17 protein-coding genes are annotated in these 18,445 nt (G+C 62.1%); 8 read left to right on the top strand and 9 right to left on the bottom strand.

From position 1 onward, the window contains the following. Positions 1-209 precede the first annotated feature (209 nt). Positions 210-1,823, top strand: coding sequence for an EAL domain-containing protein (locus ACIQWO_RS10410; protein ID WP_402822884.1), 1,614 nt, complete (start codon positions 210-212; stop codon positions 1,821-1,823). Between the two features lie 95 nt (positions 1,824-1,918). Here the strand turns inward: ACIQWO_RS10410 and ACIQWO_RS10405 are convergent, their stop codons facing one another. Continuing rightward, positions 1,919-2,191 carry a hypothetical protein gene (locus ACIQWO_RS10405; RefSeq protein ID WP_402822881.1) on the bottom strand — a complete coding sequence of 91 codons (273 nt, stop codon included), beginning with the start codon at positions 2,189-2,191 and terminating at the stop codon, positions 1,919-1,921. 273 nt (positions 2,192-2,464) lie between these two features. On the opposite strand from ACIQWO_RS10405, the gene ACIQWO_RS10400 reads away from it, so the two are divergent. After that, on the top strand, positions 2,465-3,316 hold the full coding sequence (locus tag ACIQWO_RS10400; RefSeq protein WP_402822878.1) for a TOBE domain-containing protein: 852 nt from the start codon (positions 2,465-2,467) through the stop codon (positions 3,314-3,316). Positions 3,317-3,370: 54 nt separating this feature from the next. Here ACIQWO_RS10400 and ACIQWO_RS10395 read toward each other — a convergent pair whose 3' ends face one another. Beyond that, on the bottom strand, positions 3,371-4,564 hold the full coding sequence (locus ACIQWO_RS10395) for an MFS transporter (RefSeq protein ID WP_402822875.1): 1,194 nt from the start codon (positions 4,562-4,564) through the stop codon (positions 3,371-3,373). A gap of 212 nt (positions 4,565-4,776) precedes the next feature. On the opposite strand from ACIQWO_RS10395, the gene ACIQWO_RS10390 reads away from it, so the two are divergent. Further along, on the top strand, positions 4,777-5,688 hold the full coding sequence (locus tag ACIQWO_RS10390) for a LysR family transcriptional regulator (protein WP_402822872.1): 912 nt from the start codon (positions 4,777-4,779) through the stop codon (positions 5,686-5,688). 43 nt (positions 5,689-5,731) lie between these two features. Here ACIQWO_RS10390 and ACIQWO_RS10385 read toward each other — a convergent pair whose 3' ends face one another. Then, positions 5,732-7,078, bottom strand: a complete 1,347-nt coding sequence (locus tag ACIQWO_RS10385; RefSeq protein ID WP_402822869.1) for an MFS transporter — start codon at positions 7,076-7,078, stop codon at positions 5,732-5,734. A gap of 261 nt (positions 7,079-7,339) precedes the next feature. Between ACIQWO_RS10385 and ACIQWO_RS10380 the strand changes: the two genes are divergently transcribed. Together ACIQWO_RS10380 and ACIQWO_RS10375 are read left to right on the top strand one after the other, a co-directional pair. Further along, entirely contained in the window at positions 7,340-8,239 is a 900-nt protein-coding gene (locus tag ACIQWO_RS10380) for a LysR family transcriptional regulator (protein ID WP_402822866.1), read from the top strand. A gap of 48 nt (positions 8,240-8,287) precedes the next feature. Next, positions 8,288-8,671 (top strand): hypothetical protein, encoded by a 384-nt coding sequence (locus ACIQWO_RS10375; protein WP_039394469.1) that lies wholly within the window; start codon positions 8,288-8,290, stop codon positions 8,669-8,671. A 55-nt stretch (positions 8,672-8,726) separates the two neighbouring features. Here ACIQWO_RS10375 and ACIQWO_RS10370 read toward each other — a convergent pair whose 3' ends face one another. After that, entirely contained in the window at positions 8,727-9,083 is a 357-nt protein-coding gene (locus ACIQWO_RS10370) for a DUF2288 domain-containing protein (RefSeq protein ID WP_402822862.1), read from the bottom strand. A gap of 145 nt (positions 9,084-9,228) precedes the next feature. Here ACIQWO_RS10370 and ACIQWO_RS10365 point away from each other — a divergent pair, with 145 nt between their 5' ends. Then, complete coding sequence (locus ACIQWO_RS10365; protein WP_039394462.1) at positions 9,229-9,651, top strand: hypothetical protein; 423 nt, start codon at positions 9,229-9,231, stop codon at positions 9,649-9,651. 107 nt (positions 9,652-9,758) lie between these two features. Here ACIQWO_RS10365 and ACIQWO_RS10360 read toward each other — a convergent pair whose 3' ends face one another. Both ACIQWO_RS10360 and pepE read right to left on the bottom strand, forming a co-directional pair. Next, positions 9,759-10,703: a DMT family transporter gene (locus tag ACIQWO_RS10360; protein ID WP_402822859.1), complete on the bottom strand. Its 945-nt coding sequence runs from the start codon at positions 10,701-10,703 to the stop codon at positions 9,759-9,761. Between the two features lie 189 nt (positions 10,704-10,892). After that, the gene (pepE, locus tag ACIQWO_RS10355; protein ID WP_402822856.1) at positions 10,893-11,606 is read right to left on the bottom strand and encodes a dipeptidase PepE; all 714 of its coding nucleotides are present in this window, start codon (positions 11,604-11,606) and stop codon (positions 10,893-10,895) included. A gap of 440 nt (positions 11,607-12,046) precedes the next feature. On the opposite strand from pepE, the gene ACIQWO_RS10350 reads away from it, so the two are divergent. Next, positions 12,047-14,227: a malate synthase G gene (locus ACIQWO_RS10350; RefSeq protein ID WP_402822853.1), complete on the top strand. Its 2,181-nt coding sequence runs from the start codon at positions 12,047-12,049 to the stop codon at positions 14,225-14,227. Positions 14,228-14,317: 90 nt separating this feature from the next. Here ACIQWO_RS10350 and ACIQWO_RS10345 read toward each other — a convergent pair whose 3' ends face one another. Continuing rightward, positions 14,318-14,860 carry a hypothetical protein gene (locus ACIQWO_RS10345; protein WP_402822850.1) on the bottom strand — a complete coding sequence of 181 codons (543 nt, stop codon included), beginning with the start codon at positions 14,858-14,860 and terminating at the stop codon, positions 14,318-14,320. A 217-nt stretch (positions 14,861-15,077) separates the two neighbouring features. On the opposite strand from ACIQWO_RS10345, the gene ACIQWO_RS10340 reads away from it, so the two are divergent. After that, positions 15,078-16,346 (top strand): DUF445 domain-containing protein, encoded by a 1,269-nt coding sequence (locus tag ACIQWO_RS10340; RefSeq protein ID WP_402822847.1) that lies wholly within the window; start codon positions 15,078-15,080, stop codon positions 16,344-16,346. 30 nt (positions 16,347-16,376) lie between these two features. Here the strand turns inward: ACIQWO_RS10340 and ACIQWO_RS10335 are convergent, their stop codons facing one another. Together ACIQWO_RS10335 and ACIQWO_RS10330 are read right to left on the bottom strand one after the other, a co-directional pair. After that, positions 16,377-17,210, bottom strand: a complete 834-nt coding sequence (locus tag ACIQWO_RS10335; RefSeq protein WP_402822844.1) for a hypothetical protein — start codon at positions 17,208-17,210, stop codon at positions 16,377-16,379. 287 nt (positions 17,211-17,497) lie between these two features. Further along, positions 17,498-18,439, bottom strand: coding sequence for a hypothetical protein (locus ACIQWO_RS10330; RefSeq protein ID WP_402822841.1), 942 nt, complete (start codon positions 18,437-18,439; stop codon positions 17,498-17,500). Between the last annotated feature and the right edge of the window lie 6 nt (positions 18,440-18,445).

The raw sequence follows: 18,445 nt of genomic DNA, 5'->3' as shown, positions 1-18,445 counted from the left end.
CACAAGCGCGCCGAAAGCAGGCCGCGCGCGGGATTGGCAAGCGCCCTTGACGCCCATCTGCCGGGCGTTGTGCGGGTTTATCGGGGGTCGGACACCGTCGGGGATTCGTGTAGAGTCAATTGACGAGTTGTGCCGTGCAGCACGCGTGCACCCAAGAAATGCACCGCAGCACACGTAGGGCCCCACTCTTTCCTTGGTTGGCAGCGAACATGATTCAACACTCCAGAGTCGTGCAGTGGCTGGTGACCGGACTTGTCGTGGCGGTCACGCTTGCCGTCGTCCTTTTCCTGGGCTGGCTGCGCATTTATCACATGTCGCAGTCGATTCTTCAGGAAGAAGCGGCCCGTCAGCGCGACGCGATCGAGCGCATCGTCGCACAGGCTGAAAGTACGCTGCGTGGTGCCACCCCGTGGGTCGGCCGCTCGTGCAGCGAAGTCAGCACCTCGCTTCAAGCCGCTGGCACCCTCAGCCCCTACTTCCGTTCCATCTGGCTCGTCTCGCGTGGTCAGCTCTATTGTTCGTCGGTCATTCGTTCAGATGCGGCGCTCAACATGCCCCTCCCGGCGGACCTCGTGCCGATGCTCACGGGCACGCGCACGTTGCTCGTGAGCGGTACGCCTTACGTACGCAACACGCCTGCGCTGGCGCTGTACGTGCCTACCTCGGCCACGGACGGCGTACTCGGGTTCGTCGACGGCATCTACCTCACCGAGACGCTGCACAGCGTCAAGAGCAGCGATCTGGCGTGGACGGCCATGACGGTGGGCAACGTCGCGCTGACCTCGGAAGGGCCGCGTCTGGAATCGGCAGGCGTTGCGACGCGTGGGGCGCAGATATCGCTGACGTCGGAACACTTCACGACGTCGCTGGCAGGCAGCCCCTCGCTGATGCGCTCGCTCGCCACCAGTCAGGCACCGATCTTCCTGTCGTTCGGCGGCATCGTGGCGTTTTTGCTCGGTATCCTGACCTTCCGTCATTTCGGGCCAGCGCAATTCATGAGGCGTCAGATCGCGCATGGCATCAAGCGCAACGAATTCAAGGTGTACTACCAGCCGGTGATGGAACTGGCCACCGGCCGTTGCGCGGGGGCCGAAGCGCTGATGCGCTGGCACCATCCCGTGGCCGGACTGGTGCGCCCGGACGCCTTCATCCCCATTGCCGAAGACAATGGACTCATCATCGAGCTGACGCGTTCGTTACTGCGCCAGATTCGCAACGACGTCGCCAAGGGCGCGCTGCCGCAGGGCTTTCACATCGGCATCAACATCGCGGAACGTCATCTGCGCGACACCACCATCATTCACGACATCGAGCGGTATTACGGCACGCTGAACAACACGTACCCGATGGTGGCCGAGATCACCGAGCGCTACGTGATTCGCGACACGGCCGCCGCACGCAACGTGATGGCCGAGTTGCAGCGGCGCGGCATCGAAACGGCGCTCGACGACTTCGGGGCCGAAAACAACTCCATCGGGTATTTGAAGCGCTACGACTTCAACTATCTGAAGATCGACAAGGAATTCCTGCCTGTCACCGAAGACGATGTGGTCACGCGCAACATCTGCGATTCCATCATTCATCTGGCCGAGCGGCTGGATATGACGATCGTGGCGGAAGGGGTGGAAAACGAGATGCAGGCGAATTACCTGCGCGGGCGCAACGTCACTTATGCGCAGGGATATTTGTTCGCGCGGCCGATTGCGTTCGATGAGCTGGTGCAATACGCGATTGCGCATGCGGGCACGGGACTGACGGCCGTGAAGACCAGCACACCGACACGCGCACCCTTGACGTCGCTGACGCCTCGTAAGGCAGGCTGAGCGCCATGCAGTACAAAAACGCCGGACCCGTGAAGATGACGGCTAACGCCGGTCGTCACCGGTCAGGCGTTTCTGCCAGACGGCACCGCAACCGCTCAGAAGACCAACTGCGGCATGTTGCTGCGTGGCGCAGGTGCTGCCGCCGCGCGTGTGCTGTCCCGCATTTCGGCGCGCAACAACCACAATCGTTGCGCGACGAAACGTCTGAAGCGCATTTCACCCGCGGAGAAAGAGATTTGCATCTGATGTCGCTTGCCGTTGGGCAGCGTGCGAACCAGACGATAGTATCGAGCCCCGTCAACCGTTTCCTTGATATTCCTGACGCGCATCATTTCACCCCGTTTCTGTTGTGTCAGGTGAGTAGGCACTTCACTTCGGTAAACGTCGCATTCCCGGTCATCCCACTTCAGACTTGTTGAAGACTTGAGTATTTCACGTCTGAAGCAATACGAACCGGCTTTGGGGGGGCATGCGGCAAAAATCAATGTAGTGGAGAAACGTCCCCCATTCGCCCCCCAAATGGGCGTTCGAAGCGAGCTTCGTTGGTGCGCCGCAACAGTTCTCTGTCCAGCCCTCGTACTCGCTGGTTCGCCCACCCTCTACAATGCGGCCACCTGCTGTGTTTGATCGAAAAAATCATTATGGTTTCCGAACCTTCTTCAACGCCGGACAGTGTTTTACGCAACGGAACGGGTGATGCCCTCCAGGTGAGCGGCTCGCTGTGGCTGCATCGTGGCAATTCCTCGCTTGGCGGCCAGGCGCGCATCGCGCTGCTCGAACACATTGCGTCGCAAGGCTCGATTACGGCAGCCGCTAAGGCGGCGGGCATGAGCTACAAGGCTGCGTGGGACGCCGTCGATGCCATGAACCAGCTCGCCGGTGAACCGCTCGTCGAGCGCAGCACCGGCGGACGCGGCGGTGGCGGCACGCGCCTCACCGCGCGCGGCGCGAAGCTGGTCGCGGCGTTTCGTGCAGTGGAAGCGGCGCAACAGCAGTTCCTCGCGCGCGTCGCAAACGATCTCGAACATTTCGACGAGCAGTGGCCCGTCATCGCACGGCTCGGACTCCAGACCAGTGCGCGCAATCAGTTGCACGGAACGATCACGGCCATTCGGCACTGCGGCGTGAACGACGAAGTGACGTTGACGTTGCCCGGCGGCGAAGCGATCACGGCGTCGCTCACCCACCACAGCACCCAGACGCTCGGGCTCGCGGTCGGCGGACAAGCGTTCGCACTGATCAAAGCGCCGTGGATCGAGATTGCGCGCGGCGCGGATCTCGCAGGGTTGCCCACGGCGAACCGGTTATCCGGCACCGTGGACACAGTGACCGACGATTCAGGTCAGGCAGAAGTGATTCTGGCGCTGCCCGGCGGCAGCCGTCTCGCGGCCGTCATGCCGCAGGAGACGCTCACCGCGCGCGGCCTCACGGCGGGCATCGGTGCGACGGCCGCATTTGCCGCCGTCAGTGTGATCATCGGCGTGATGGCCTGACACCCATAGCAAAGGCCCGGCATGCCGGGCCTTCTTCATCATTGCGCGTCGCCGTTACATCGCAGGGGTTTCGCAAACGGGGGCGGACTGGCGATCCGCGTCACGTCGATCCAGACGCAAGCTCAGCAGCGCGACGCCCACGCCCACCAGCGGCACCAGCGCCGCCACCCAGGGCACGGCCGTCAGTCCGGGGCCATGCTCGATGACGAAGCCACCGAGCCACGCGCCGATAGCGTTGCCAAGATTGAACGCAGCGATATTGAAGCTCGACGCGAGACTTTCGCCCGCCCCCGACGCCTTCTCCATCACCCAAATTTGCAGCGGCGCGACCGTTGCGAACGCCGTCGCACCGAGCAGGGCCACGAACACGATGGCGAGCCATTGCGAGTGCAGCGCGAACGTCATCAGTCCGAGTACGACCGAGAGCGATAACAGGCTGCCCAGCACCGTGCGCACCACGTGACGATCCGCGAGCTTGCCGCCCAGCAGATTACCCACGACCAGGCCACCGCCGAAGATCAGCAGAATCGGCGAGACCGCGCCTTCGGAGAAGCCCGTCACCGTGGTGAGCAACGGCGCGATGTACGTGAACACGCCGAACACGCCCACCCATCCCAGCACGGTCGTCAGCAACCCGAGCAGCACCGGGCGACGTGCCAGCGCACGCAAGTCGGCACGCCAGTCGCCAGCGTCTGCCGGGGCCGCGATCTTCGGCACGAACCGGGCGATCACGAGGAATGCGAGGGCACCGATGACCGTCACGGCCCAGAAGCTGGCGCGCCAGCCGAAGTGCTGCCCCAACCACGTGCCGAACGGCACGCCAAGAATGTTGGCGACGGTCAGGCCCATGAACATCACGGCAATTGCCGACGCACGACGTTCGCGCGGCACGAGACCCGTCGCGACGACCGACCCGACGCCGAAGAACGTGCCGTGCGCGAACGACGTCAGCACACGCGCCGCCATCAGCGCGCCATAGCTCGGCGCAAGCGCACAGGCGGCGTTGCCGATGGTGAAGATGGCCATGAGCACTAGCAGCACCGTCTTGCGCGGCCAACGAGCCGTGGCGGTCGTCATGATGGGCGCGCCGACGACGACACCCAGCGCGTAGCCGGAAATCAATAGACCTGCGGCCGCAATCGACACGCCGAAATCGGCGCCGACGTTGAGCAGCAGGCCCATGATCACGAATTCCGTCACACCGATGCCAAAGGCACCGGCGGTCAGGGCATAGAGAGCGATAGGCACAGAAAACTCCTGTCTGAAAGACTGAATATCGGGCAGGCTCTGCCGTCGAATCGATATGCCGAATTTGTTAGCCATCCGACGCGCGTGAACCGATGTGCGGAATATAGACGTCCCTTCATTGATGAAATAGACTGCGCGAAGGAAATTCATTTGTGACTTCAAGTCACAAGACCACGCAAACGCCGTAACCTCAAAAATCGAGGACACCTCCGATGGGCCGACAGGACGTCAACCGCTCAGGCGACATGGAAGTTTTTGCGCGGGTGGTGGAGCTGGGTGGCTTCTCGGCGGCGGCGCGTGCTTTGCACATGACACCGTCAGCCGTGAGCAAGCTCGTCGCGCGACTCGAAGGGCGGCTGGGCGCGCGACTCTTCAATCGCTCCACGCGACGCTTGCAACTCACCCCAGAAGGCACCGCATTTCACGAGCGCGCATTACGCGTGCTGGCCGACATCGACGCCGCTGAGCGCGAAGCAGCGGCGGGCGCGGTGCCGCGCGGTTTGTTACGGGTGAATTCGAGTGTGCCCATCGGCACGCTGTATCTGCTGCCGGTTCTACCGGCATTCCTCGCGAAGTACCCTGAGATCCGGCTCGACCTGACGCTCACCGACACGGTCGTCGACTTGCTGTCACAACGTGCCGATGTGGCCGTGCGTGCCGGTCCGTTACGGGACTCACGGCTAGTGGCGCGCAAGCTCGGCGAGAGTCGCGTGCACGTGGTGGCATCGCCCGACTATCTGGCGCGCAACGCGGCGCTGAAAACACCGGCCGACCTGATCCGTCACAACGTCATGGCGTTCAATTTCGAGCGTCACATTCAGGGGTTGCCGTTCCTCGACGGCGCGGGCGGCGTCACGTTGTATCCGCCTGCTGGCAACGTGCTGGTCAGCGACGGTGAGACCATGCGCAAACTCGCACTCGAAGGGCTGGGACTCGCGCGCCACTCTCGATATCACGTCGACGCCGATCTGCGCGACGGCCGTCTCGTGACCGTTCTCGAAGACTACAACCCTGGCGATCTGGAGCCGGTGCATGCCGTTTATGTGGGACAGGGCGGCCACTTGCCCGCCCGCGTCCGCGCGTTTCTCGACTTCCTTGTGGAGAACGTGCACCTGCCGTGTTGAAGTCTTTGTGGCGGCGGGCGCTTACGTTCTCTTCACGCTCTCCTCATGCCGTCTTCACTGCGCGATGCGACCAGACGAACAGCGGCCATGCGAGTGCTGCGCAGATCATGCCGCCCGCCCAGACCAGTCCCCATCCGCCGAGCGAGAGCAGCAGCGGAATCGCCAGCGGCGTGAGGAACATCGTCAGGAAGACACCGGTGTTGCCGATGCCCAGCGCCGTACCCGCGCGGGACGCCCCGGCGAGCGTGGCCAGTTCCGTGAAAGCCACGCCGTGCCACGCCGAGGCAACTACACCGCCCACAATCAGCAGCACGATCATCACCGGGGTGCCGTGCGCGAGCCACTCAGGACGCATCGAAAGTAATCCCACCAGCGCGCCCAACATCGCGAACACCACGCCGACCACCAACGTGCAAACGCGCAGATAGGCGGGACGGTTGCGGCGCTTGTCGGTGAAACGTCCGCTCCACACGCGTGTGATTGCCGCGCCCGTCTGCACAGCCCCCAGCGTGAGCGAAATCGTCAGCACGCTCACATGGGCGAAGTCGTGCAGGAAGACCGTGCCGAAGGTGAGCACGGCGATTTGCGGCATGGCGAGCACGGCCATGCCGAGCGCGGTGCTGAGCAGGCGGGCGTCGCGCAACGGCGTATAGGCGGCAGCAGGGCGCCCGTTGGCGCTGGTCGATGTGGGGCGCGCCGCTTCATGCAGTTCCTCGGGCGGTTCGAGCAACCACAGCCATGCCATGCCCGATGCGGCCACACACGCGACTGCCAGGCCGATGAAGACCCCGCTGAAACCGAAGTGGACCGCCGTCCCCGGCAACAGCAACGCACCGATCCCGCCGCCCATCGGCACCGCGCATTGCCGCACGCTCATCGCGAGACCGCGCTCGCTGTCGTGAAACCATCGCATCACGGCGCGTCCGCTCGAACCGTTCACGCTGCCGCCCAGCACGCCGATCGCCAGCATTCCGGCCGCGAGCATCGGCATCGACGGGACGAAGTGCGTCGTCGGCACGACCCACAGGCCGAGGCCAAGCAGCGCCGCCGCTGTCACCAGCAATCCGACGAGCAACACGCGCCGGTCGCCCCATCGATCCGTGAGCATGCCCCACGGCAATTCCGAGATGGCAATGCCAAGGCCGATCATGCCGAGCACGAGGCCGAGGTCGCCGTTGGCCAGTGCGTACGCGCTGCGCATCTGCACGGCCGTGGCGGGAATGCCGCCCATCGCCGCCGCGAAGCTGGCATTGGCCGCCACGCCGACGCCCAGCACCTTCCAGCGATGGTTGCGGTTGAGTTGTGGGACGGCGGCATCCGGGGCACGCGGCACAGCAGTGACCGGAAGACGATTCGCCGCAGCAGGGGCAGAGCAAAGACGTTCGTTCATAAGTGACACGGTGCGCGGGGGGGCAAACACACGGCTCTCAAAGGGGGAAGGGAGAACTGGGGGCATCCCGGGGTCGCGCTTACGCGTAAAACCGGATGCCATGCTCCGCATCGTACGGAGGTACAATCCATCGGAAAAGCGGGAAAACTCGATGACATATATCGCGTTTTCCGGATTAACTCCAATGGCCTGCCGACGCGTCGTCAGTCCCTCGCAAGTCACGTGTCCGTCCCACGAATCGCCGTTCTACCGAGTGCCGCCATGAATGCCCGCGCCTTCGATCTGACCCAGCTACGTACGTTTATCGCCATTCACGACGCCGGTAGCATTTCGGGCGCCGCCGAACAGATCTTCCTGTCGCAATCGACCGTCAGCGAACAGTTGAAGAAGCTCGAAGAGCGGGCCGGACAGTCGCTGCTCGTCCGCTCACGCAAGGGCATGCGCGCCACGCCCGCAGGCGCGCGGCTGCTCGGGTACGCGCGTCAGATCACAGCGCTGTCGGAAGCGGCGTTCGAGGACCTTCAGGGGGTGTTGCTCGACGGTGAGCTGCGCATCGCGATCACGGACTATTACCGTCCGCACGACGTCGCCCGCGTCCTCAAGCGATTCACGAGCCTCTATCCGCGTCTGCGCCTGCATGTGAGCGCCATGCAGAGTTCGCAGATCGAGCGCTCGGCCATGACGGGCGAGCATTTCGACGTAGGGCTTGCGTTACGGCTGATGAACGAGGACGTGACCGATGGCACCGCGACCCACGATGACCTCGGCGGGGCGTCGGCCACGCTGGTGCGTCGCGAGCGGCTCGTGTGGGCGATGGCCGCGACGCAGACGGCCCCCGTCGACATTCCGCTGCCGCTCGTGACGCTTCCCCGCACGTGCGCGTTGCAAACGCTTGTCGCGGGCGTGTTGGAGCGGCACAAGGTGGCGTACCGGGTATCGCATTCGGCGGCTGGGGTCGCGGGTATGCAGTTGGCGCTGGCCGCCGGGTTGGGGGTGTCCTGCCTGAATGAGTCAGCGCTCACGCCAGAGTTGATCGTCTGCCCGCCGTCGCTCGGCCTGCCGCCGCTGCCGCGCGCCGAATTCCATCTGCTGCCGGGACGCGCCGATGAGACCGACCTGATCCGGCATGCGCGCAATGCGCTGTTGCGCCTGTTCGCGTGATACCTTTGCCGCTGATCTCGTTCTTGCCCGCAATTTGCGGTTGCCGTCATGCCGGAAGCCACGCCCAATCAACCGATTCGTCTGAATTTCAACACCCGCCGCGCATTGCTGTTCGCGCTGACGGCAGAGCGTCTGTCGGCGTTTTACGAGCATGGGCAATGGATGACGGACAAGCAGGGCGCGACGCTCGCCCAGATGTGGCTGTCGCGTTCGAAGTTGCAATTGCCGCTGGATGAGCGCCGTTTGCTGTCGTCGTTGAGCGACGATTTCGCCCGCGAGCTGGCGGGCACGCTCTCACGCGAAGCCGGGCTGTACACGGCGCATGAAATGACGGAGTCGCTCGACGCGGACTATGCGTACGCGTCGGTGGTGGCGCAGGACCTGCTGGAAGATTGCACGCGACGCCTCGTTGAAGCGGGCATCACGGAATAAGGCCGATCGCCCACGAAAGCGCCGCTATTTGCGCGCAGAATGGTCCGATACGTTGTCAGGTCTTGATACCGCGCTCTTGCACGAGTACCCACGGCGCGACGACGACGGCCCACAGTTCGGGCGTACGCGCGGCGAAGTCCGCGGCCGTGTCGGCCTGCATGCGTTGCACCATGCCTGACGTCAGCCATTGCGTGACGGTGGGTTTGTCGTCGTTGGCGACGGCTTCGGCAACGGAGACGAGGTCGACGCCGGGCGTGACGAACAGCAGAACGCCGCGTGCGAAGAACGACTCCAGATCCTTCCAGTCGATCTTGGCGGTTTCACCGAGCAGGCGCAGATAGGCCTCGCTGGGCTGGGTGGACGCATCGGAGGACGTGGCGGGGGTCGAATCGGTGGGCTTGGCGGAATCCATTACAGCGGCCGGTGAAGAAAACCCGCATTGTAATGCGCCCCGGCGAGCGCGACGGTGGTAGCATCGGAACCCCGCGTGCGGGCCGGTGTCGCAGTCACATGGCACGGCTGCCGCGAGGTGGCTAACGTTTTACCGAGGACCCCGCATGCCCAAACAAAAAACCGACCCCAAGCTTGAACAGGCCCTGACGCGCGGCGACCTCGCCATGCGCCAGATCAACTCCGCCCGTGCAACCGCGCTGCTGCGCTCGCTTGGCGAGATGATCGTGGCGGCGTCGGCGACGATCGGCGTCGAGGCAACGGTGGATGTGCCGAACGGCGACAAGGTCTACGATCCGGAAGACGGCGTCTGGCCGCAGGCACTCGTGGTGTCGTTCGACGGCCCCATCGAAGAGATGGACGAAGAAGAACTGCGTACGGTGCAATTGATCGCTGACAAGCATCCCGAGACGTTCGTGGCGGTGTGGCACCGTGCGGACGGCAAGATCGGCCGTCAGGAAGCGCGTCCGCTCGCGATGGTCGCGTTCCTGACCGACGTCGAAGTGCCCTGGCTCGACGACGACGCTTAAAGGCTGCGTCGATGCAAATGAGGGACGGCATCACTGTCGTCCCTCATTTGCACGCCTCTGAAACCGCCGCCCCTGGCTCACGCCGGGGCGGCGGTTTCGTTTGGGCGCTACTGACGCTGCACGGCGTCGCACGGCCCCGTGCGCGGGCGTCGTTGCCAGACCGCAATCACAAGTCCTGCCGCGATGGCCGCAGCACCGAGTACGCCGGTCTGGCTGAGCGCATCCCCAAAGACGAGGAAGCCGAACGTCGTGGCGAACAAGGGATCGCTCGTCTCGATGATCTGCACCTTACTCGCTTGTCCGTGCGCCACGGCACGCGTCGTGAAATAGAAACCGCCAATCGTGGGCAACACAATCAGTGCACCCAGCGTCAACCACTGCCAGCCGACGGGCAGCGCGAATCCCTCCTGCATCAGCGGTATCGACAGAAAAACGCTTCCGAACCCGAACAGCCAGACCAGCTGGGGCAGTCCAGCACCGACGCGAAACCATTTCGAGAAAAAGATGAAGAGGGCGTAGCCGCATCCACCGGCCAACGCCAGAACGATACCGTCGACGGTCCCTGAAATGCCGCCCTCGGCAAAGCACATCACGCCGACGCCCGCGACAATGACCAGAAAGGCCGCTCGCTTCTGCCACGTGATGCGCTCCCCGAGGCAGAGCGCGGAAAGCACGATGGTGGCTCCGCCAGCGGCGTAGGTAAGAAAGGAGACGAGCGGAATCGACGCCTGAGCGAACGCTTTCGTCTCGAAGAAGTAAAGACAGAAGATGCCGAGGAACGAGAGACAGGCGAAGCGCGGCCATCGGGAAGCAAGCGCCGCCGTCTGCCTGCGCAGCGCTTGTGTGCGGCTGCACAGGGCGAACACCAGCACGAACGCCCCGAAGCACCTCCAGAATGCTAGCGACGCCGACGTCGCCCCTTGCTCAAACCCTATGCGCGTCAACACCCCGATCGTGCCATTCAGACCAGCCGCCACCAGCGCAAAGGTCTCGGAGCCAAATCGCGCTTCGGGCGCTTTAGACGATTCAACACTGATATCTCTCTGCTCCACGATCCCCTCGATAAGCTGTGCGCTTCGGGGGGAAAGCGTCGCCAAGAAATTCGAGTCGGGATTGTGCCAGCAGATGCCCATCGGCTGACGCGACTTCAGCGCCGAATGAGCGATTTCGGAATTTACGGAAGACGCAGCGCGTGGTGCGTCATCCGTCAACGAAGGCGACGCAACGTCGCCCATAAAAACTCAAATCGACGCCAGCGCAAACGTACTGCCAGTAGCGATCTTGTCGACGGCACCGCCCTGACGGAAATGCAGGGCGTCGAATTCGCCGAGCACCGTCGCATTGTCGCCGTGCACGTGCAGCGCCACGCCTTCCGGAATCGCGACCACGCTTTCGTCCGGATTGATCGCCAGATACTCCGCCAGACGCTCCTCGCGCGATTCACCGTTATGTCCCGACGGCTTGCCGCTGATGAAGTGCGGGTTCACCTGAAACGGCACCACGCCCAGCGCCTTGAGCGTCGGCGGCTCCACAATCGGCATGTCGTTCGTCGTGCGGATGGTCGGGCACACCACGTTCGCCCCCGCGCTCCATCCCACATACGGCATGCCCGCGTTCAGCCGCTCGCGCAACAACCCCACGATGCCCGCGTTGTACATCCGGTCGAGCAATACGAACGTATTGCCACCACCGACGACCACCGCTTCCGCTTGCTCCACCGCCGCCCGCGCATCCTTGTGATGATGGATCGACGTCAGCTCGTAACCGAATCGCTCGAACGACGGCTTCACGCGCGATTCGTACTCGTCGAAACTGAACGTGATGCCACCCGCGTACGGCACGAACAGCACCCGCTCCGCGCGACCTTTGAGCACCGCATGCACCTGTTCCTCTGCATGCTCCAGATAGCCCGACACGCCCTTGCGCGAGCTGCTCATCATCAAGATCTGTTTCACGACTTCATGCCTCCTGGGCCGATGGTCTTTTTTGGGGGAAACGTCGAGTGTACCCGTCGCACGAACGATCAAATTCATATCGAAAGGAAACGCCACGCCGCATTCTCGGCGTCACCCCTTCATTTCTCATAAAGTGAAACGCCATACCGAATGCTGCAACTGCACACGAAAAATCGGGCATCGGCGGCAAAGCCTTATGGCGTCGATGTCATACGCAAACCCTTATCCCACCTATAAGCCGGGCGGGTGCGAGGACGCGAAATACCGGGTTTCCGAGTGACCTGAGAAGGATTACACTCAGACTCTTATATAAGACTGACCCCGATTGCCCCATAACGTCTGCTCTCCTGACGATGTGACCGTCGCGAAAAGCGTCGGCACACCAGCATTAGAACGGACGGAGTCGCGTCAACCTGGTTTTCAAACTCGAGTACAGCATCATGACTTCCACTTCCAAGCGTGGCGGCCTGACGGTCGCAGACAATCTGATCGCGTTCATCGAAAAGGAAGCCCTGCCGGGCACCGGTGTCGATGTCGACGCGTTCTGGAAAGGCTTCGACGCCATCGTCCACGATCTCGCCCCGAAGAACCGCGCACTGCTCGCCGAGCGTGACCGCCTGCAAGGCGAACTTGACGGCTGGCACCGCGCCAACCCGGGCCCGATTGCCGACGCCGCCGCCTACCGCGCCTTCCTCGAAAAGATCGGCTACCTGCTGCCCGCCCCGGCCAGCGTGAAGGCCACGACGGCCGAAGTCGACTACGAAATCGCCGAACAGGCGGGCCCGCAGCTCGTGGTGCCGCTGTCCAACGCTCGCTACGCCCTGAATGCCGCCAACGCGCGCTGGGGCAGCCTGTACGACGCCCTGTACGGCACCGACGCCATCCCCGAGACCGGCGGCGCCGAGAAGGGCACCGGCTACAACCCGAAGCGCGGTGAACTCGTGATCGCCTTCGCACGTGGCTTCCTCGATCAAGCTGCTCCGCTGGCCGAAGGCTCGCATAAGGACGCCACCGGCTACGCCGTCGAGAACGGCAAGCTCGTCGTAACGACCAAGAGCGGCAAGACGACGCTCGCCACCCCGGCGCTGTTCGCCGGTCATCAAGGCGACGCCGCGAAGCCGACCGCCGTGCTGATCAAGCACAACGGCCTGCACTTCGAAATCCAGTTCGACGCGAATCACCCGATCGGCAAGACCGACGCCGCCCATATCAAGGACGTGCTCGTCGAAGCCGCCGTGACGACCATCATCGACTGCGAAGACTCGGTCGCCGCCGTGGACGCCGACGACAAGGTCGACCTCTATCGCAACTGGCTCGGCCTGATGCAAGGCACGCTGACGGAAGAAGTCGCCAAGGGCGGCAAGACCTTCACGCGTCGTCTGAACGCCGACCGCGAGTACACCGGCGCCGACGGCCGCGCACTCAAGCTGCATGGCCGCTCGCTGCTGTTCATCCGCAACGTCGGCCATCTGATGACGAACCCCGCCATCACCGATCGTGAAGGCCACGAGATTCCGGAAGGCATTCTCGACGGCGTGGTGACCGTGCTCGCCTCGCTGCACGACCGCAAGCATCGCCTGAACTCGCGCACCGGCTCGATCTACATCGTCAAGCCGAAGATGCACGGCCCGGTCGAAGTCGCGTTCGCCGACGAACTGTTCGGTCGCGTCGAAGACCTGTACAGCCTGCCGCGCAACACGCTCAAGATGGGCATCATGGACGAAGAGCGCCGCACCAGCGTGAACCTCTCGGCCTGTATCGCCGCCGCTGCCGCACGTGTGGCGTTCATCAACACGGGCTTCCTCGATCGCACGGGCGACGAAATGCACACCGCGATGGAAGCCGGTCCGATGATGCGCAAGGGCGACATGAAGTCGTCGGCATGGATCACCGCGTACGAGAAGAGCAACGTGCTGGTCGGTCTGGCTGCGGGCCTGCGCGGTCGCGCGCAGATCGGCAAGGGCATGTGGGCCATGCCGGACCTGATGCACGCCATGCTCGAACAGAAGATCGCGCATCCGAAGGCCGGTGCGAACACGGCCTGGGTGCCGTCGCCGACAGCGGCTACGCTGCACGCGCTGCACTACCACGTGGTCGACGTGCAAGCCGTTCAGCAAGAACTCGAAAAGATCGATTACGCGAAGGAGCGCGACGCGCTGCTCGCCGGTCTGCTGACGGTGCCGGTCGTGGCCAAGGCCGAGTGGAGCGCTGAAGAAATCCGCAAGGAGATCGAGAACAACGCGCAGGGCATTCTCGGTTACGTCGTGCGCTGGATCGATCAGGGCGTGGGCTGCTCGAAGGTGCCGGACATCAACGACATCGGTTTGATGGAAGACCGCGCAACGCTGCGTATTTCGAGCCAGCATCTGGCGAACTGGATGCGTCACGGCGTGATCACGCGCGAACAGGTCGAAGAGACCATGAAGCGCATGGCTGCCGTCGTCGATAAGCAAAACGCCGGTGACAAAGCGTACGTGCCGATGGCGGGCAACTTCGACAACTCGCTGGCGTTCAAGGCCGCAAGCGCGTTGGTATTCGAAGGTCTGACGCAACCGAACGGCTACACCGAGCCGCTGCTGCACAAGTACCGTCTGGAACTGAAGGCGAAGCAACGCGGGTAAGCAAATAGCGCGGCCCAGTCGCGCGATCGGGTATCACCCCAGAGGGCGATACCCAGCGAAACGGCACATGATGAATGTGCCGTTTCGCGTTTACGTTGCGATGTCGACAGACGAGGGGGGGCGATAGCCAACACGGTCCTGCAGCGGAAAACTCGTGGGTATGCCGTCGTGTATGGCGGTATTGCCGTACGGCCCGGCGTAAGAGAGGACTACGGCCCCCTTTCCCGCTTCGCCTGCGATGTCGAGCGCGACGCGAAGAAATATCCACGGCTTGTGCGGCACTTTGCCGAAAGTCGCAATGACCTCATCATCGCGATACAACGTCACATGGCGCTCCGTCGGCACCATAGCAATGACCGGAAATGCTCCATTGATTGAACCCCGGATCGAGGCACATGTTTCGATGTCTCCATATAGGAGGACGATGGCGCTTTCCAACCGGGTTTTGTCCTCGGCACAGGCACGCAGGATCGTCCTGCCCAAGTCGCCGCCCACATGCTCCCGAACGTCCGGCGGCAAGACGCCTCGCTCGCTCTCGCAATCGATCAATACGGTGTATTTGTCGGCGAGTACATCGTGCAGCGCCCGCTCGACCGACGCGTGGATATCGTCCGAGGGCAACGTTTGGCGCAAGGCAGCAGACGTTAAGACGGTGGGAGGTAATGCGGAAGGAGAGAACATAATCGATCGCTTTTTCGAAGGGGACGAGAGATGAGCACGACATTCATCGTGCGCGCAGCGTCGAAGCACAGACTTCCACTTTTCGCCTCGTATCGAAGTCAAGCGCGGAATGAGGTAGTCTTTCCACGTGTTTGTCAGACCTCCCCGTCCACTCGAAAGCTCGCTACGCATGGACCCCGCCATCGCTCTGCAACGCGCCGAACGGCGTGCGCTGTCATTCCTTCTCGTCGCATTGGCGATCTTCATCGCCACGCTTTTCATGCCCGTTCACTTCCTCACCGGCTGGATTCGCGCCGCAGCCGAAGCGGCGATGGTGGGCGGGCTGGCGGACTGGTTCGCGGTCGAAGCACTGTTCCGTCGCATTCCGATCCCGGGACTCGCGCGGCATACGAACATCCTGATCCGCAAGAAAGACGCCCTCGGCGACGGCCTCGCCCGCTTCGTCCGTGAGAAGTTTCTCGACACGCCTTCCGTCGTGCGGCTCATCGAGCAACAGAATCCCGCAGATGCACTCACCCGTTGGCTCGGTTCGTACGAGAACACGCGTCAGTTGAGCGCCGTGCTGGTGAAGGTGACGAGCGGTGTGCTCGACGTGATGGACGAGCGCAACGTGCAAGCCTTCATCCGCCGCGCGCTCGACACGATGATCGACCGCCTCGATCTCTCACAATCGGCAGCAGCGATTCTCGACACGCTCACGCGCGACGGACGTCATCAGGCACTGCTCGACGAAACGCTCGACTATCTCGTCGAGTTGCTCAACGAGCCGCAAACGCGCGAGTTCATTTCGGCGCGCATCGTCGACTGGCTCAAATCCGATCATCCGAAGAAGGAGAAGGTGCTGCCGTCGGAATGGATCGGTAACAAAGGCTCGGACATGATCTCGGCAGCCGTGACACGGCTGCTTGCGCAGATGGAAGCGGACGAGTCGCATCAGTTGCGTCAGGCGTTCGACCGTGCCGTGGCGGGACTGATCGAGCGACTGAAACACGACGCCGAATTTCAGGCGAAGCTCGACGGCTTCAAGACGCAGTTGAAGGGCGACACTGCGCTGAACGCCTACGTGGGCGGTCTGTGGAACGAATGGCGCGACTGGGTAAAGCAGGATCTCGCGAAGGAAGATTCGGTAATCGGCGCAAAGATCAATGGCGCAGCAGCATGGATCGGGCAGGAACTCGCGCGCAGCGAATCGTTGCGAAAGGCGCTCGACGCGCAACTTAGAGATGCGGCCGGGCGTATGGCCCCGGGCTTTGCCGATTTCGTGACAGAACACATTCGGGCGACGGTGCATGGCTGGAACGCGGAGCATCTGTCGCAGCAGATCCGTCTCAGCGTGGGGCAAGACCTGCAATACATCCGCATCAACGGCACGCTCGTCGGCGGATTGATCGGTGCCGTGCTGTATCTGGTGGCGCAGGCGCCGGTGTTGATTGGGTAATGCCCCGCTTTTCATGGCCGGGAGAAGTCATCAGCCCCGGCGGTCATAAAAGTCCATATTTAGATCTGTCCATGCACTTTTCTTTATCCCCAAATAGTCGGTCAACTTTACAAACCAGTGCCGATCATCCGGTCGGAATTGTTCGTCTTCACGACGGTTATTTTTGTCAAAAAACCAGGGCTGATCGCTTTCCCCGTTCCCTAACTCATATCCATTTCGGTGTGCGAACGCCATTCTTCTGATGTACGTATTTTTAAGAAACTCATCCTGGAATTTGCGCGCATCGTCGGGATGCATGAACTTGTCTTCAAAGAATACTGGTTGATAGTCACGCCACGCCTCTGCCATTGCCTCGAAACCCCCGCCGTAGGCGAGCAATACGGATGGACGGTCACTAATTTGCGTCATTCTTCCATAAATCTCCTTGCGGCAATCTGGCATGAGCGTGATGTGTTCGTCGGTCGTACCCGTAACGACAATCTCGTGATCCCATCGCCCGTCTTCTTCCGGGTCATTACAAAAATTCCTAATCGCAAGCGTCTTTATCCCCAGATCCGACGCCACCCGCAGCGCCGCTGCCGGTAAACTATTTTTCCGAGGATTCGCAACGACGGTAAGCGAATACCCATCCCCTGGCCCCTGGTTGTACATCCTGGAAAGCGTCTCCCGAATATCGTCGAGGATTTCCTGCCTTCTATTCCCGTCTACGGGCCACTCTCCAACGATAGCCACGGAAGTTCCGTAACGTAGTAAGGCAGACACCGCTTTTTCCAACATGTCGTCGGAGGTCGCTATAGGCCGATCGGGATCAACCGCCTGAGTGCTGATCGACGGTGCCAACGGTGCATTCGGATTGACGTTCATGAGTTTCTCCTCGCAGGTAGCGATGTGGAAGGGGCATTGCTGTCCGTCGGCGTTTCGGATCGAAACCGGAGGCGGCGGTACTATCCACGCCTTCGCTACGCCGAAGACAACTCCAACATAGAACCTGCAACCCAACTCGATTTTCAAAATTCGCTCGGGGACTCGTGCGCCACTCCCTCCAACATCGGTGCCGTGCTGTATCTGGTGGCACAGGCACCGGTTTTGACGGGACGTTAGACCGTCGGGATCACCGGCGGCCTAATGCCTTATCGAAGGGTGCAAACGTATCAGTGCAGTGCTTGTGACTGGAGCGAGGGGGGCGTGTCCAGGCTCTGCCCGGATGACACGTCCTCTGCCTTCACCTTCGCATCGTTCAGGTTGTTCGGCGCAAGGCATTTCGGCACCAGCGTTACAGAGGTAAGTTTTGCCCTGCGAATATCACCCGCAGTAATCGCTACCGCCAGCCCTTCGAGGTTGTAAGTGATCGTCGCGATGACATCCTCATCCAAAGCACACTCTTGCGACGTCTTCGGATCGCCGCACAAGCCCGAGATAATGATGTGAATATTGCTGCTCGGTCCCGATGCTATCCGCTTGAGTTCGGCATGAAGATCTGAAAAGATCGAACCGTTATCCCCATAGCCGCCATCGGGCGGGGTGTCTGCAATCAGAATAATGTTCGTTCCGCGCTTGGCTTCTTTGAGAACGCTACTTGCAACCGACGGACTGTCCGCCCCATAGACGACCAACACCTGCCCGATCGCGCCTCGGTTTATCGAGTTAGCCGTCAAAAGTACGTCGCTGAACAGATCAGGTCGCTCGTTTCCAGATTGCTCTCCCAAGATTGTGAGGTGCGCAGCGTTAATGTGATTTTCCCGCTCGTCAGCGCTCGCGTCGCGATCAAATCCAATGTTCACGCATTCGCCGCACCTGAAAGCCTCTGCCAACTTTGACGCGAGCTGGCCGCCCTCCCTTTCCTCTCCGGTCAGGACGACAAATTCCTTATTAGAAGCGGCAAGGAATTTTGACGACACGGCTGCGCTCATCACATCTAACAATTCCCTTTCGGCGCGTCTTTGTCCGATATCTCCAAGCACCATGACGACGTTTTTGCCTTGAACATGATCAAACAACGCTGTATCCAGTGACGGAGGCGTTGCCTCATCTTCCGTCACAGCGGAAGTCGGGGATTGATACACCAGGGGCGGATTGACTGGACCCATTTCCATATTGCT

Source organism: Pandoraea sp. NPDC090278 (genome assembly GCF_044772185.1).
GTDB lineage: Bacteria > Pseudomonadota > Gammaproteobacteria > Burkholderiales > Burkholderiaceae > Pandoraea.
Note: the sequence above shows the minus strand (reverse complement) of the source record. Positions and strands in the feature narration are given on the sequence as shown.